This window comes from Crocosphaera watsonii WH 8501, assembly GCF_000167195.1.
GTDB classification, from domain to species: Bacteria; Cyanobacteriota; Cyanobacteriia; order Cyanobacteriales; family Microcystaceae; genus Crocosphaera; species Crocosphaera watsonii.
In genome coordinates this window covers 66,861-83,062 of record NZ_AADV02000005.1, presented here as the reverse complement: position 1 = coordinate 83,062, position 16,202 = coordinate 66,861, and the positions used below count along the sequence as shown (strand labels likewise).

9 protein-coding genes, 1 tRNA gene and 4 pseudogenes are annotated in these 16,202 nt (G+C 38.3%); 10 read left to right on the top strand and 4 right to left on the bottom strand.

Annotated elements, in window-relative coordinates; genetic code table 11:
• The first annotated feature begins 150 nt into the window (after positions 1-150).
• The 6 genes and pseudogenes from plsX (at position 151) to CWATDRAFT_RS35675 (ending at position 6,172) form a co-directional block, all read left to right on the top strand.
• A complete protein-coding gene (gene plsX / locus CWATDRAFT_RS10110; protein ID WP_007304997.1) occupies positions 151-1,191 on the top strand; it encodes a phosphate acyltransferase PlsX in 1,041 nt (346 codons plus the stop codon).
• 687 nt (positions 1,192-1,878) lie between these two features.
• Positions 1,879-2,874: a beta-ketoacyl-ACP synthase III gene (locus CWATDRAFT_RS10105; protein ID WP_007304998.1), complete on the top strand. Its 996-nt coding sequence runs from the start codon at positions 1,879-1,881 to the stop codon at positions 2,872-2,874.
• A 39-nt stretch (positions 2,875-2,913) separates the two neighbouring features.
• Complete coding sequence (gene fabD, locus CWATDRAFT_RS10100; RefSeq protein ID WP_007304999.1) at positions 2,914-3,786, top strand: ACP S-malonyltransferase; 873 nt, start codon at positions 2,914-2,916, stop codon at positions 3,784-3,786.
• Positions 3,787-3,826: 40 nt separating this feature from the next.
• Positions 3,827-3,900 (top strand) — tRNA-Pro (locus tag CWATDRAFT_RS10095).
• A 91-nt stretch (positions 3,901-3,991) separates the two neighbouring features.
• Positions 3,992-4,414 (top strand): annotated as a pseudogene (locus CWATDRAFT_RS39650) (DUF29 family protein).
• 232 nt (positions 4,415-4,646) lie between these two features.
• Positions 4,647-6,172: pseudogene (locus tag CWATDRAFT_RS35675) on the top strand (IS5-like element ISCwa2 family transposase).
• A 17-nt stretch (positions 6,173-6,189) separates the two neighbouring features.
• Here CWATDRAFT_RS35675 and CWATDRAFT_RS10075 read toward each other — a convergent pair.
• Positions 6,190-6,369: a type II toxin-antitoxin system HicB family antitoxin gene (locus CWATDRAFT_RS10075; RefSeq protein ID WP_007304892.1), complete on the bottom strand. Its 180-nt coding sequence runs from the start codon at positions 6,367-6,369 to the stop codon at positions 6,190-6,192.
• A gap of 61 nt (positions 6,370-6,430) precedes the next feature.
• Entirely contained in the window at positions 6,431-8,731 is a 2,301-nt protein-coding gene (locus CWATDRAFT_RS10070) for a heavy metal translocating P-type ATPase (protein ID WP_007304891.1), read from the bottom strand.
• Between the two features lie 155 nt (positions 8,732-8,886).
• On the opposite strand from CWATDRAFT_RS10070, the gene CWATDRAFT_RS10065 reads away from it, so the two are divergent.
• Positions 8,887-9,267, top strand: a complete 381-nt coding sequence (locus tag CWATDRAFT_RS10065; protein WP_007305002.1) for a hypothetical protein — start codon at positions 8,887-8,889, stop codon at positions 9,265-9,267.
• 69 nt (positions 9,268-9,336) lie between these two features.
• Positions 9,337-10,524 (top strand): DUF4336 domain-containing protein, encoded by a 1,188-nt coding sequence (locus CWATDRAFT_RS10060; protein ID WP_007305003.1) that lies wholly within the window; start codon positions 9,337-9,339, stop codon positions 10,522-10,524.
• A gap of 148 nt (positions 10,525-10,672) precedes the next feature.
• Here CWATDRAFT_RS10060 and CWATDRAFT_RS41715 read toward each other — a convergent pair whose 3' ends face one another.
• Together CWATDRAFT_RS41715 and CWATDRAFT_RS41710 are read right to left on the bottom strand one after the other, a co-directional pair.
• Complete coding sequence (locus tag CWATDRAFT_RS41715; RefSeq protein WP_042711406.1) at positions 10,673-12,418, bottom strand: cadherin domain-containing protein; 1,746 nt, start codon at positions 12,416-12,418, stop codon at positions 10,673-10,675.
• Positions 12,419-12,574: 156 nt separating this feature from the next.
• Positions 12,575-13,405, bottom strand: a pseudogene (locus CWATDRAFT_RS41710) (glycosyltransferase); the annotation flags it as partial.
• Between the two features lie 185 nt (positions 13,406-13,590).
• On the opposite strand from CWATDRAFT_RS41710, the gene CWATDRAFT_RS10045 reads away from it, so the two are divergent.
• Positions 13,591-14,670 (top strand): RuBisCO accumulation factor 1, encoded by a 1,080-nt coding sequence (locus tag CWATDRAFT_RS10045; protein ID WP_007305004.1) that lies wholly within the window; start codon positions 13,591-13,593, stop codon positions 14,668-14,670.
• Positions 14,671-14,817: 147 nt separating this feature from the next.
• Positions 14,818-16,071 (top strand): annotated as a pseudogene (locus CWATDRAFT_RS10040) (RNA-guided endonuclease InsQ/TnpB family protein).
• The last annotated feature ends 131 nt before the right edge of the window (positions 16,072-16,202 follow it).

Below are 16,202 nucleotides of genomic sequence, written 5' to 3'. Positions count from 1 at the left end.
TGTTCATCTTAATTTTTTTATCGCATCCATGCAATAAGGGAGGGAGAAGATAAGAAAATATACATAATCATAATGAGTATGATTAATAATTCATTTCAAAATTGTTCAAAGCTTCTGCTAAAATCTTGGTGACTTCTATGGTTTTGAGTAATGGCAGGAAATCGAGCAAGGATTGCAGTGGACGCTATGGGGGGAGATCATGCCCCCAAAGAAATCGTCGCCGGGGCGGTTCGGGCATCGGAAGAGTTGGACGTAGATATTTTACTGGTGGGAGATCGCCCATCCATCGAAGGGTGCCTCCAACATCATCAGCCATCCCCCAATATAGAGATCGTGGACGCAGAGGGTGCGATCGAGATGCACGAAGGGATTAGTGAACTTCGGCGCAAACCCAAAGCCTCGATTAATGTGTCAATGGATTTAGTCAGGAAAAATAGGGCAGATGCGGTGATATCAGCCGGTCATTCTGGGGCTGCTATGGGGGCAGCCACCCTAAGATTAGGTCGTCTCAAAGGCATCGATCGCCCCGCGATTGGAACGGTATTTCCCACCCTTATAGCAGGGAAATCGGTAATTGTATTAGATGTGGGGGCAAATGTAGATTGTCGTCCCAAATATCTAGAACAATTTGCCTTGATGGGAACCATTTACAGCCAATATGTGATGGGAGTTGAGCAACCAAAAGTGGGATTACTGAATATTGGGGAAGAATCCAGCAAAGGGAACGATTTAGCCCTAGCCACCTATCAATTATTGGAAAATAACCAAGCCATTCCCTTTGCTGGTAATGCCGAAGGCCGAGACGTGCTTTCAGGTAATTTTGATGTTATTGTTTGCGACGGTTTTGTGGGCAATGTACTCTTAAAATTTGCCGAAGCAGTAGGGGAAATTGTTTTACAGATCATGCGAGAAGAACTACCCCAAGGATGGCGTGGCATATTAGGGACAGCTATTCTCAAACCCAACCTGAAAAACCTGAAACAAAGGATCGACCACGCTGAACACGGAGGAGCCTTATTATTAGGTGTAGCCGGTATTTGTATTATTAGTCATGGTAGCTCTCATGCTCCCTCTATTTTTAACGCCATTCGCTCAGCCAAAGAAGCGATCGACAATCAAGTAATAGATCGCATCAAAGCTTCTCAAAAAACTACTATATCCGATGGTGTTAAAGCATCGGTGGAACAATAATAGACAATGGACGATCCATAATGGACAATGGATAATTACCTCTTCTTTTTGAAAGAGAAGTGATTATCCATTGATCACCGGAAAGTGAGATTTATCCTAAAATGTCGGACCCTCGACCCTAGATTTCACCCTTCGGGATGAAAATCCGACCAAGTATATTAACAGCGAAGCACGATATACTCTTGACGGGATAAATTGCGAGTGTTAGCATATCAGAGACGGTTTGAATCCCCTGGGTGGAAGTCCCGAAAGGGCGGTAGTGAATGACTCGACTGAGTTGAACCCTAGAACCCAAAAGTCTGCACAAGAGACAAAAAAGTAGGGTAGCGAAAACCTCGTAAAACATGAGGTCGCGCACTCTGAGGTGTCCTCAGAATGATCTGAGCGACCGTAAGCGCAGTAACCGACAAACAACGGTGAATGAACAACTTGTAAAAGGTTTTGTCGTAAGACAGATAGGGTAGGGCATACCCGAATCGTCCCTGAAATGGGAAAACGCTTGGAGATCCATCCTTAAGTGGGCATCTAGATAGCAAGTGATCTTCTAGCAAGCTCGGATGGGACATAATCGTGTCAGACCTAAGTAGAGGAAACTTGAAAGGGCGGTGATTAGCTCAAGAATCCCTCGACTCCGTCGAAGGGAGTGTCAACTCTACTATTGTCCTAAACCATTAGGGGGAAAGGTTATTGAAAGCGATCGGGGTAAGCATCATAGGTTGTGGTTCGGCTGCACCAGAGCAGGTGATGACCAACGACGATTTAAGTCTTTTGGTTGAAACATCTGACGAATGGATTCGCACCCGAACCGGAATTAGTAAGCGACATTTGGCCAGCACAGATTTATCCTTGAGTGAACTCTCGGCACAAGCAGGCACCCAGGCGATCGCTATGGCGCAACTCACTCCTGGCGATATTGATTTGATTATTTTAGCCACATCTACCGCCGATGATCTCTTTGGCAGTGCAGCTAAAGTACAGGCCATTTTACAAGCGAATCGGGCAGTAGCTTTTGATTTAACCGCAGCTTGTTCGGGTTTTGTCTTTGCATTAATCACCGCCAGTCAATTTTTGCGCACAGGAGTCTACAAAAATGTCTTAGTGATCGGGGCCGATATTCTTTCCCGTTGGGTTGATTGGTCAGATCGTACCACCTGCGTTCTCTTTGGAGATGGTGCCGGTGCCGTTGTCTGTCAAGGCATTACAGAGGAGGATAATTTGTTAGGTTTTGCCATGTACAGCGATGGAAAACAACACGATGCTCTCAACCTTGGTTATCACGGTACAGATAAGGGCTTAAAAGAAGGTATAAAGGTCAATCAAGGCACTTATCAACCCATTACCATGAAGGGACGAGATGTTTATCGTTTTGCCGTGGAAAAGGTGCCAGAAGTCATCGAAAAAGCACTCTTTAACGCCCAATTAACCACCGATGACATTGACTGGTTAATTCTACACCAAGCCAATCAAAGAATTATCGATTCTGTAGCCAAACGTCTGAAAATTCCAGGAGAGAAAGTGATTGCTAATTTAGATGAATATGGCAATACCTCTGCTGCTTCTATTCCTTTAGCCCTCGATGAAGCCGTTAGACAAGGAAAAATCAAACCAGGGGATATTGTGGCTAGTTCTGGTTTTGGTGCTGGTTTAACTTGGGGTGCTGCCGTATTCCGTTGGGGTAGTTAGACCCCATAAATATATAAATTAATAAATAGGTGAGTAATGATGAAAACAGCATGGGTATTTCCAGGACAAGGATCACAAACCGTAGGTATGGGAGCAGATTTAACCGCAACTCCTATGGCAAAAGATCGCTTCATAGAGGCAGAAACAATCTTAGGTTGGTCTGTATTAGATAAATGTCAGGGGGATGAAACTGAGTTAGGGAAGACGTTATACACTCAACCTTGTTTATATGTAGTGGAAAGTATTTTAATCGACTTATTGAAAGATAAGGGTCAAAGGGTAGATTTAGTCACAGGTCATAGTTTAGGGGAATATTCCGCTTTATATGCTGCTGAGGTGTTTGATTTTGCCACAGGGTTAAACTTGGTTAAACGCCGATCTGAGTTGATGAGTGAGGCTGCTGGAGGTAAAATGGTGGCCTTGATGAAGTTTGATCGTTCTCAGTTGGAAGAGGCGATCGCAAGCATTCCTGGTGTGGTTTTGGCTAATGATAACAGCGAGCAACAAGTGGTCATTTCCGGCACTCCTGAAGCAGTGGATCAACTCTGTTCCCAAGTTAAAAGTAAACGTGCGATCGCCTTAAAAGTATCCGGGGCGTTTCATTCTCCTTTGATGGCCGAAGCTGCAACAAAGTTTAAACAGTTATTAGACGAAGCGAAGTTTACAGACGCAAAGGTTCCTGTACTATCCAATGTTGATCCCACTCCCAGCACCTCAGCAACCATCCTCAAAGAACGTTTAAGCAAGCAAATGACGGGATCGGTACGTTGGCGTGAAATTATGTTAGCTTTGCCTCAACAAGAGATTACTCAAGTGTTAGAAGTGGGGCCGGGTAAGGTATTAGCTGGTTTACTTAAGCGTGCTTGCTCTGAGATAGAGGTTGGCAATATAAGAAGTTTAGAGGATTTTTAGAAGCGAACTTTTAAGATATAATCGAGGAGTGATATTTTTACGGGATGTAGCGCAGCTTGGTAGCGCACTTCGTTCGGGACGAAGGGGTCGCTGGTTCGAATCCAGTCATCCCGATTTTTTGTTATTAATTAGCTAAAATAATGACTATAATATTGAGATAGTCATTAAATATTGTGTTGAAAATTAATAACTTTAAAGAAAAGACATGGAAGAATTATTTATATTGAAAGAATTATTACTGTCAGGAAATGTGACGGATGCTTTAGTATTGGTTGAGGAGTTGACAGAAATGAGCAAGGATGATAAGCTCAATAAGATTTTTAGCTTTGGTAAAATTCTCCTGTTACATCTCATTAAACAAGCAGCGGAAAAAAGAAAAACACGCTCATGGGATTTATCTATTGCTAATGCAGTCAAATAAATTCAACGAACTAATAAAAGACGCAAAACTAAGGGAACTTATCTTACCAGAAAAGAGTTACAGGAAACGTTAGAAGATGCTTATGATTTAGGTTTAAAAGCTGCTGCAAAAGAAGCTTTTGAGGGAAAATATGAAGCTGAAGAACTTGCAAAAATGGTTGATAAAACAGCAATTATTAATGAAGCAATCAATTTTATTTATAGTTGATTTTGATTCTCAATTGGACAAAATATAGCGTTTCTAATACTCGTGAGGTACACCTCATAAGTCTAAGAAACGCTATAATAATCATTAGCTATAATAGGGTTTGCTGAATAAAAGCAAAACCCTATTCTTTAAAAGGTTACACCCATATTCGCGATCGCAAAAAAGATCAGCTTTGTCGGCTACAAACCGCTATAATTGGTAGAAACACCTCCCAGTTGTTGGTCAAGAACAAATGTATCGAAAAGAGGAGCAACCTTTACCGCCCCCAGAAAAATTTGAATTACCTTTCGAGGGCAAATTGTCCCCCAATAATCGTTGGGTAATCATGGCAGAGTTGATACCTTGGGATGATTTTGAGGAAGAATATGCTAAACTTTTTTCAGCAGAAAAAGGTGCGCCAGCCAAACTATTTAGAATGGCATTAGGGACATTAATTATTAAGGAAAAATTAGGAACAAGTGATAGAGAAACTATAGAACAGATTAGAGAAAATCCCTATCTACAATACTTTATAGGTTTAAATTGTTATCAACAAGAGCCACCACTGGAATCTTCAATGCTAGTTCATTTTAGGAAAAGAATTGATGGAGAATTGATAAACAAAATCAATAAAAAATAGTAAAAAGAGAAATAGACAAGAGTGATAAAGAAGTAAAAAAAAAGGATTGTCTCCAATAAAAAGGAGAAAAAATAAAAAATAAAGGTAAACTAATTTTAGATGCGACTTGTGCGCCAGCAGACATCAAATACCCAACGGATTTAGGCATATTAAATCAAGCTAGAATTGAGACAGAAAGAATAATAGATAATCTTGATAAACCATTAAGAGTAAAATTGAGAAAAAAGCCGAGAACTTCTAGAATAATTGCTAGAAAGGAATACTTAAAAGTAGCTAAAAAACGAAAAGTATCTTATCAAGAAAGAAGAAAAGCTATCGGGAAACAGTTAAAATACCTTAAGAAAAATTTAGGAAATATAGAAGACTTAATTCAAGCTGGGGCTTCCCTGGAAAATCTGAGTAAAAGACAGAAAAATTGTCTAGAGACTATCAAAAAAGTTTATGAACAACAACAGTCAATGTGGGAGAATAAGACCCAGAGTGTTCCTCAAAGAATTGTAAGTTTAACTCAACCGCATATTCGTCCAATAGTGAGGGGAAAAGCAGGAAAACCAATAGAGTTTGGAGCTAAACTCTCAGTAAGCTGTGTAGATAACTATGTGTTTCTAGACAAAATAAGTTGGGAAAACTTCAATGAATCTTGTCATTTAAAAGAACAAGTAGAAAAGTATAAAGAAACGTTTGGCTATTATCCCGAATCCGTCCATGTAGATAAAATTTATCGAACTAGGGAAAACAGAAATTGGTGTAAGGAAAGAGGGATAAGAATCAGTGGTCCGAAGTTAGGAAGACCTCCGAAAAATGTCAGTGAAGAAGAAAAGAAACAAGCCCACTCCGATGAATGCTTCCGTAATGCTATTGAGGGAAAGTTTGGACAAGCTAAACGAAGATTTAGCCTAAATCTCGTGATGACAAAACTCCCTGAAACCTCCATTACATCTATTGCTATTACATTTTTAGTTGTCAATCTTTCTAAACTTCTGAGGCAGTTTTTGTCGCTTTTTTTGTCCTTATTTACTAATAATAGAACAGGGGAACTCATCAAACCGCCTTTCATTAATTTTGATTATACTTTAAATAATTTTTATGTACTAAAACTTATTGATTTGTCAGAAAATTCTTGGTCAAAAGTGGCATAAATTTTGGAGAAACTTTTTCAGCAAACCCTAACTAAATTCTCAGGGATTGGTTCTAAAAGCAATTGAATCGCCTCTTTTAGGTTGGCAATAGCTTCCTCTTTTGTGTCACCACAAGAAGAAATATAATTTAATTCTGGACAGGTGGCCGAAAAAGCTTTGACTTCATCGTCCCATTCTAAAACTGCTCTAATAATCATGATTTCTAGGTTAGCATTAATTCATTATTATTGTGTTGACCTTACTAAGAATATAGCACAATTATGGACTAAAATTACGTAACCTTAAAGCATTGGAAACCACAGAAACGGAACTAAAAGCCATGGCTGCACCGGCAATCATGGGGTTTAATAACATACCAAAGAAAGGATATAAAATACCAGCAGCAATGGGAATACCTAACGTATTATAAATGAAGGCAAAAAAGAGATTTTGACGGATATTTTTCATGGTTGCACGACTCAATTCTATAGCGGTTACAATACCCTGTAAATCTCCTGAAATGAGGGTAATATCACTGGCAGACATAGCCACATCCGTACCCGTACCGATCGCCATTCCTACATCCGCTTGAGCCAGTGCTGGTGCGTCGTTGATACCATCACCTACCATGGCAACGATCTTGCCCTGAGATTGCTGTATTTCCTTGATTTTGTTAGCTTTTTCATCGGGACGTACCTCGGCAAAGACATGATATATCCCCACCTCATCGGCGATCGCCTGAGCAGTTTGTTGGTTATCTCCCGTCAACATAATCACTTCTAAGCCCATTTTTTTGAGCTTCTTAACCGCTTCAATAGAAGAAGGTTTCACTGCATCAGCAATGGCAAATAAACCTTTTATTTCCCCATCAATAGCTATCCAAGGAGTAGTTTTTGCTTGGTTTTCCCATTCCCTTGCCTGAGAAACTAACTGCTTAGTATTAACCCCTAATTTTTCCAGCCATTTCTGTGTGCCTATTTGCACTAATTTTCCTTCTATTTTACCCTGTACTCCTTGCCCCCCCATAGCCTCAAAATTCTCTACTTTTGGGAAATTATTAACAATACCTTGGGACTTAGCATAATTAACAATGGCTTCAGCTAGGGGATGCTCAGAATTTTCTTCAATAGCTGCTGCTATCCCTAAAATATTCAATTCATTATTATCAGCAATCCCATCCACAGTAATATAATTTGTAACTATGGGTTTGCCTTGGGTTAAAGTTCCTGTTTTATCTAAGACGATCGCTTTTATTTTATGTGCCAATTCTAAACTATCTGCTCCTTTGATTAAAATGCCATTTTCTGCTCCTTTACCAGTTCCTACCATGATCGATGTGGGAGTTGCTAACCCTAAAGCACAGGGACAAGCAATAATTAAAACACTCATAGTTGTCACCATTGCTAAGGATAAATTTTGAGCAAATATTAACCAACAAATAAAACTAATAACCGCAATAATCATGACAGCAGGGACAAACCAAGCAGTCACTTGATCCGCTATTTTTTGAATGGGAGCTTTACTATTTTGTGCCTCTTCTACTAATTTAATAATTTGGGATAATGTAGTATCTTTCCCTACTTTTCTGGCTTCAAACTTAAAACTACCTGTTTTATTAATAGTTGCCCCAATAACCTCATCTCCTGTTTGTTTTTCCACGGGAATAGATTCCCCCGTAATCATAGATTCATCTAGGGTAGATTGTCCTTCAATAATTACTCCATCAACCGGTATTTTTTCCCCTGGCCGTACTAAAACTATGTCGCCAATAATCACATCTTCAACAGCAATATCTACCCCTTCTCCTTGACGAATAACCCTAGCTGTTTTAGCTTGTAATCCCATTAAGTTGCCAATAGCTTCTGATGTTTTACTTCTTGCTCTAGTTTCTAATAACCTACCCAATAAAATTAAGGTAATAATCACCACAGCAGCTTCATAATAAACGTCCGCTTTTAATCCTTGAAAGATGAAAAATTGAGGAAAAAATGTAGCAAACAAAGAATATAAAAAGGCTGCACCTGTCCCCAAAGTAACTAAACTATTCATATCAGATGTGCCACCTTTAAAAGCTTTGAATGCTCCCATATAAAACCCCTTACCACACCAAAAAACCACAGGAATACTTAAAAATAACTGCAACCAAGCATTATGTAACCAATGAGGAATAAAAGGCAGAGATAAACCTGTCATCATTGGTAAACCACCAAACATTAAGATAAGACTGATAACTCCACCAACGATCACTTTTTGAGTTAATTCTTGTTGCTTAGCTTTTCTTTTTTCCTGTTCACTATCCTCAGTTTGATTATTTTTTTGTTCTTCTAAAACATGACTTTTGTATCCTGCTTTACTAATAACAGCTTGAATATTCCCTAAATTAGTGACTTGACTATCATACTCAACCGTTGCTCTTTCTAAGGCAAAGTTGACGTTACATTTTTTAACACCAGCAACTTTATTAAGAACTGTTTCAACTTTGATTGCACAAGCAGCGCATCCCATTCCTTCTAAATGTAAATTTTCCTGGGTTAATGAGCTATTTTTAGGAGAAGATTGAGGGTGTAGGGAATTTTTCATATTTTTTTTCTTTCCTCGCTTTCTTCTATGATATAACACTGTTTTTGCTTGGAAGATGCAGACATTATTATCCCAAATCTAAAGTATTCCTAAAAAAGAAAGGGGGTTACTGAAATCTTACCTATAATTGCCACCAAATACCCTTTTTTTGAATCATGAAAATAGTTAGTAAAATAAAGATTATTACTGTTATTGCTCTTCTCTCTTTAGTATCTGGTAATAAAACAGCACTCAGTCAAAATAATGACATAAAGCAACTTGAAAACGTAAAAAATCAAGAAAATGAAATAGTTGTTACCGAGTTAGTTAACCATCAGAATGTTTTGGTGTCTTCACAACAATTACTTAATCTTAACGATTCATCAATAATTTTACCCATTCCTCAGCCTTTAAGTATATTATGTCTTTTAGGACTGGCTGGAGTTGGTGGTTTTTTGAAGTTAAAAATAGCGAAAGTTAAGTACAATAAAAAGCCCTCCGAAAATATAGAAACAACCGACTTGGAAGAAAAATCAATGCAAATGTTAGATTATTAGCACTGATAATTGTTCTCAGGGAGCGAAAAGCATTAAAATAGGTGGGTTGCTTTAACATGAAGTCACGGAATGACCCCACCCCGACAAACAACATCAAGCGATATTAGTTCTCAAGATATCTCTTGGCCTTTTTGGCCGATAGTTCCTTTGTACCCTTATGGTCAACGTCGTACCATACGCAAAGAAGTTATCAAGGATACTATTTGGACATTTGAGCAATGTCAGGGTATTCTCTATGTAGTGGTTCCCATTCGTATGACGGTGGTGAAACTCGCTCAGGGTGGACTTTTGGTTTATGCTCCTGTTGCCCCGACTGGTGAATGTATCAGTCTGGTTAATGAGTTGGTAGCTGCTCATGGCGAGGTTGAATACATTATTTTACCCACGGTTTCTGGTATTGAACATAAAGTGTTTGTGGGGCCTTTTGCCAGATGTTTCCCAAAGGCAGAAGTTTTCATTGCTCCTGATCAGTGGAGTTTCCCAGTTAATCTTCCTTTGAGTTGGTTGGGGTTTCCCCGAAAACGAACCCAAAAATTACCTTTAAATAGTAATCAAACTCCCTTCGCTAATGAGTTTGATTATGAGATTTTAGGACCATTGGATTTAGGTTTAGGGGCGTTTCAGGAAGTGGCTTTTTATCATAAGCGATCGCAGACTTTATTATTAACCGATTCTATTATATCTATCCCTGCAACCCCTCCTGAAATTACTGAAATTGATCCCTATCCTTTACTATTTCATGCCAAAAACAGTGGTGTAGAAACCATTGAAGACACATCAGAAAACAGAATTAAAGGGTGGCAAAGAACTGTTTTATTTGCGCTCTATTTTCGTCCTAGTGCATTAGGTACAGTGAAATGGAGAAAAGTTTTAGAAGATGCTCTGAAAGCTCCTGATCGCTCCAGAAAAGCCTATTTTGGGATCTTTCCTTTTCAATGGGATGACAGTTGGCCATCTTCTTTTGAGAAGTTATATCATACTCAGTTATTAGTTGCGCCTATTTTACAAGGAGTTATTTTTAACCGTAGTCCTTTGGATGTTTTAAGTTGGGTGGATAGAGTTGGAAAATGGGGTTTTGAGCAGATTATTCCTGCTCATTTTTCCGCCCCAATTATCAGTAATAATTCAGAGTTTAGAGAAGCTTTTGATTGTTTACGCCACCCTAACCATAACGCAGGAAATAAAGATTTTCAACTCATACAAGACATTGCACAAAGTTTAACTAAACTGGGGGTTACTCCCCCATCTAAACTGTAATGGTCTCAAAATAAGCAAATATGGAAGTAGCATCGGTGCGGGTGGAAAATTCCCCAATTAAATCGTTAGAAAAATTATTGATTAAAAAATCAAATTCACTTTCATCTAATTGAGAGGAATATAAGTTTATTAAGTTATGGTCTTGTAGCTATACTTTATTGTTACCATCAATATCTAATAATATTTCTCCCACTTCATTCAAATAACTAAAAATTGAACTAGCATCGGTACGGGTGGAATTTTTCCCAATTAAGTCATTGGAAAAGTTATTGATTAAAAAATAAAATTCACTTTCATCTAATTGAGAAGAATATAAATTAATTAAGTTATAATCTTGTGGTTCTAAAGCTCCGTTATCGTCTATATCTAAGGTGGCTATACTTTCATTGATATCTTCAATATTAATAATGAAAGCTTCTGAATAAGTATTGTTAGCTGAATCAGTAGTTTCTACACGAATGCTGTAAGTTTCTTGAGCTTCAAAATCGAAAATAGCATTACTTCTGAGGACATTGCCATCAATAGTAAATAAACTATTATCGGTGTCTCCTTCCCCTGCAACTAAACTATAGGTAAAGGTTTCTTCTGCATCGGTATCTGTTGTGGTCAATGTGCCTATTTCTGTGTTAATCGGTTCGTTTTCATCAATGGTTGTGTTGCTGAGAGTTATATCTGTTGGACTATCATTTGTATTGCCTGTTGGAGTGGCAGTCAAAGTTAAATCATAAGAAGCAGGGGCATAAACAGGACCAGAACCCCACATCTCAAATCTGTAGGTTCCTGGTCCCAAAGTTTCTTGATAGCTAACTGTCTCTTCGTCCTCCCAATTGTAGAAATAATTGAAGGTAGCAAATACTGGCGAAATTGACCATAATTGAAATCTGGTATCGTCTCCCACCCCATCAGTCCAAGTAAAATCTACTACAGTTTCTTCAGTGAGAGTTAAGCTATAGATATCATGATCTTGGATACGATTACCATGAACATAGTCACTTTGATTAAAAGGAGTAGTGGTTAAATCCCCTAAATCTTTTGGAGTTTGACTAGCATTATCCACGTTATCCGTTGGTCCGACTTGCAATACTAAATCATAAGCACTAACGGTATTATTTCCTGTTAATAAGTGTAAGTAATAAGTCCCTGCATTGAGATTCTCAAAGAGAACATCATTATGATTGCTTGATAAACTTTTAATGAAGGTTCCATTGCTATCGAGAATTTCAACAGTTATAGTCTCCGAACTTGACCATGATGCCGAGACTCCTACTGTGTTATCTAGAGTAAATTTAAAATAATCATCACTATCATCACCCCCAACAACTTCTGAAAATTCTTTGAAGATGGGAATGGTTAAAGGACTGGTTATACTATAGGAAAACAACCCTAAATCTTGCGCTTCTCCTAAACTATTTCCCGCATCGGGAGCTTCACTAGCAGTTAAGGTTAAATTATAAGAAGCAGGAGCATTAGAAATATATTTATAATCAATAGTAAATTCGTAGGTTCCTGCCCCCAAAGTTCTTTGATAGCTAACTGTTTCTTCATAGTCCCCATTATAATAAGGTAACAAATCTTCAAAAGTGCCAAAACCTGATCCCAAATAAATATTTGTATTGTCTCCTACCCCATCAGTCCAAGTAAAATCTACTACACTTGCTTCAGTGAGAGTAAAGCTATAGGTATCACTATCTGAGAAACCAGAATAAGTATAAATATAGTCACTTTGAGTTACTGAAGTAGCAGTTAAATCTCCTAAATCTTTAGGAGTTTGACTAGCATTATCTACATTATCCGTTGGCCCAACAAAAAGTTCAACATCATAATTACTGACGGTATTATTTCCAGTTAATAAGTGTAAGTAATAAGTCCCTGCCTTGAGATTGTCAAACAGCACATCATCATCATATATATTGGTTCCTGATAAACTTTTAATTAAGGTTTTATTGCTGTCGAGAAGTTCAACGGTGATACTCTCTGAACTTGACCATGCTACCGAGACTCCAGCAGTCTTATCTAGACTAAATTGATAATAATCATCACTATCATCACCTTCTAATTTATCTGATTTTATCGCTTCTTCAATGGGCGCTCTTAATTCGCCATCTCCCACTAAAACTAACTTAAATTTATACCCTAAACTCACTAATTTACTGGCTGCTTCTACTAACAAAAGTTGTCCCTTCTGTTCACATAAACGCCCGACACAAACTAGGCGCAGTTCTTCAGGAATAGGTTGCTGAGCATGGGAAAAGAAAGATTCATCAAGACCACAATGAATTACCTTAATTTTGTTCCATTCATTATAGTTACACCAGCGATAAAGTTGACTTCTACCATAGGAACTAATTCCCACAACAAAACTGGCACAGTCAATTTTTTTCGGTAACCCGATCGCCTCTACCTTTTCAAATTCTTTTGGACCGTGAACAGTAAAACTGTAAGCAGGACCTCCTAACACATGATTAAGCAGAACTACCATAGCAGAATTAGTGCCAAAATGAGCATGAAAATGAGATATGTTTAACTGAGAAAATCGCGAAACTAATACACAAGCTTCCGCCAAATAAGCAAAATGCAATAATAAACCTCTTTCTGAATTCCAGCCTAATTTAAAAGTTAATCTTAGAGCATTTAACCATCTGTTAGGTCGAGTAACTGCTATTTTAATCAAACTGACCAATAAACCAATAATTCCGACATCTAAAATGATATTGGTTTTTGCTAATTCCTCTTGATCAGCTGCATCAATCAATGGTTCTTTACAAGAGCGAATGGAAAACCTTGTCACCGATAGTCCCAATGCTTCTAAGGCTAGAATTTCTCGACGAATAAAGCTATGACTAATTTTTGGATATTGATTAATTAAATAAGCAATTTTCATGCTATTTTCCCCGAATACCTAGCCGAATACCTACTCACCCTACAATACAGGAAAACTTTGTCAACTGGGAAAGTTTTTATGTTTCTGGACACTTTTGATTTATAATAGAAAGTGTAAGTTATGGTTGGAAAACTTGTGTCTCCATAACATAACCTAAGAATAAAGCTTTATCGTTAAAAGACTCGATGAACTATAATCCCCAAGATACATCACCACAGCTTTCTGAAGAACAGGCCGAAGAATTAATGAGATCGCTTCTCCACAAAGAAGGTACTTGGGTAGACTGGGGAAAAACCTGTCAGCAGCTACAAAAAGCAGGATATAACAGTCAAACCATCTTTGAAAAAACAGGGTTTCAGGCAAGTCAGCAAAATTTAATTATCGTTGCCGCTCAAGTTTATGATAGCTTGCTGGATGGCCAAGTTTCCGAAGACTTATTGAGCTACTACAGAGGACCAAAAAGCGATGTACTCTACGAACTACGCATCCTTAAGCAAAATCAACGGGTTACAGTGGCAAAGTTAGCCAAGGATAAAAGTTTAGATCACCTGGAAACTAAAGACATCGCCAAAACTTTCCAAACCTTCTCTTTAATGCCCCAGTTACCGCCAGGGTTTACTCTTGATCCTGGGGATGCAATGGCTTATCAATGTTGGAAACAGGCCAAACAGAAAAAAGACCTTCAAGCTCGTACTCGTTTAATCGCCAAGGGGTTAAAATATGCCTCCTCTAATACAGCTAGAGGAGCGATTGAAAAATTACTCAGCGACTTTACCGTAACTCCCGAAGCTAGTGCGCCTTTAATGCCCCTCTACCGCGTTGAAAACCAAGAAGAGATATCCCGTATCGTTCCCTTAGCCGGAAACCTGCCCTTGAATAAAAATCAGGTGTTGGGGGTGGAAAAGATAGATACAGTTAGCCCATTTAACTACGTAAATTATCATAACACAGGTTCCGTGGTTCCCCTACCCAGTTGGCAATCTGTTTTAAAAGCCGTCGATCCCGTGGCTATATTATGTCAAAGCGATGGACTTCCTCAATCTTTAACAGGGAAACCAGAGGATGTTTTGGTGTTAATTGATCGAGCAGTAACTGCATGGGATGACCAAAGTTATTTTTTAGTAGAAGAAGGGGAAGAATTAACCTTTAAATGGTTTGCTGAAAGTCCTTCTTGTCCACTTTTAGGTCAAGTAATAATTGTCTTAAGACCAAAAAAGATTTTTGATGAAAATAATTTATTAGAACCCTGGCAAATGGATGATTAATTAATTTACAGAAAAAGACGGGCAGCGCAAAGCTCCCATCTTTTAAGTGGGAGATGTAGCGCAACACGGGTAATTTATTGCCCGTGAATATTACTTAACAAATGTAGCAACATTTATTAAGTATGCTATAATGAGGGCATGATAACGATGACCTACGATTTCAAGCTCAAACCTAAAAAGTCTCAAGTCCAGATGATTGAGATGTATCTTGAAACCTGCAAAAAAGTCTATAACTATGCACTTCGAGAAAGAAAAGATTGGGTAAATAGTCGTAAGTCTCCTATCAATTTTTGTTCCATTCACTCAGAATATATAATCAGTCCGAATAAACAACGACCTACCTATAATTCTTAGTGTAAATCTTTAACTGATGCCAAGAAAATCTATCCTCAATTAAAAGAACCCCATTCACAAGTTTTGCAGCAAACCCTAAGAACTTTAGAAGCTGCGTTTGTAAATATGTGGGAAAGAGGTTTTGGTTTTCCACGTCTTAAGAAAAAAATGAGAAGTTTTCTCTACCCATCAGTTAAGCAAGAATGGGTGGGTGATGGATGGGTAAAACTTCCCAAAATTGGGAAAGTAAAAATGAGGATGTCTCGACCTATCAGTAATGGGTTTGTGTTGAAACAAATCAGGGTAGTTAAACGAGCATCAGGATATTTTGTACAGTTAATTTATCAGTTATCTGTCAATATTCCCGAAACACCCATACAGGGATATCCGTTAGGGGTAGATATTGGACTTGATTCTTATTTAGCCACTAGCGAAGGGGAATTAGTCAAAAGGCCTCGGTTTTTTAATCAACTTCATGGCAAGTTGAAATCACTGCAAAGAAGGTTAAAGAACAAGAAAAAGGGGTCTAATAATTGGCAAAAACTGCAAACTCAAATAGCTAGAGTTTATCAAAAAATCCACGATACTAGAAAAGACTGGCACTTTAAATTAGCCCATCATTTATGTGACCAAGCTGGCATGATGTTTGTTGAGGATATTAACTTCAAAGCTTGGGCTAAAGGCTTATTTGGTAAGCATACATTAGATGCTGGTTTTGGTCAATTTTTCAACATCTTGTCGTATATTTGTTGGAAAAGAGATGTCTATTTTCTTAAGGTAGATAAAGATTATACCAGTCAAATTTGTCCTAATTGTAATACCCAAACAGGCAAAAAGAATCTATCAAATAGAATTCATCATTGTCCTAATTGTGGGTATAAAACAAATCGTGATGTGGCGGCGAGTCAAGTAATAAGAAATCGAGGATTAGTAGCGGTCGGGCAGCCCGTGAATGAAAATGCGATGCAGCGCGGTCTTGGGGGTTTCCCCCATGAGCGACTGCATCAAGAAGCTTCTGGAGGCGTTCTGTCGGGGTCAATCTTTGATTGGCTAGATAAGAGCCTTTGAGAGAAGAATCTCCTGATTTTAGCGTAGCGGAATCAGGAGAGTGTCAATGAAAATAATTGTGGTGTTAAACTCACATCTTGCAACTTCGCTCAAACTGGCTAATTTACAGAGGGAACAGGGAACAGAATTGA

Coding starts and splice junctions, on each gene's coding strand:
- CWATDRAFT_RS10065 (WP_007305002.1), top strand. CDS start 8,887: ATGAAAATAGTTAGTAAAATAAAGATTATTACTGTTATTGCTCTTCTC.
- fabD (WP_007304999.1), top strand. CDS start 2,914: ATGAAAACAGCATGGGTATTTCCAGGACAAGGATCACAAACCGTAGGT.
- CWATDRAFT_RS10060 (WP_007305003.1), top strand. CDS start 9,337: ATGACCCCACCCCGACAAACAACATCAAGCGATATTAGTTCTCAAGAT.
- CWATDRAFT_RS10075 (WP_007304892.1), bottom strand. CDS start 6,369: ATGATTATTAGAGCAGTTTTAGAATGGGACGATGAAGTCAAAGCTTTT.
- CWATDRAFT_RS10070 (WP_007304891.1), bottom strand. CDS start 8,731: ATGAAAAATTCCCTACACCCTCAATCTTCTCCTAAAAATAGCTCATTA.
- plsX (WP_007304997.1), top strand. CDS start 151: ATGGCAGGAAATCGAGCAAGGATTGCAGTGGACGCTATGGGGGGAGAT.
- CWATDRAFT_RS10045 (WP_007305004.1), top strand. CDS start 13,591: ATGAACTATAATCCCCAAGATACATCACCACAGCTTTCTGAAGAACAG.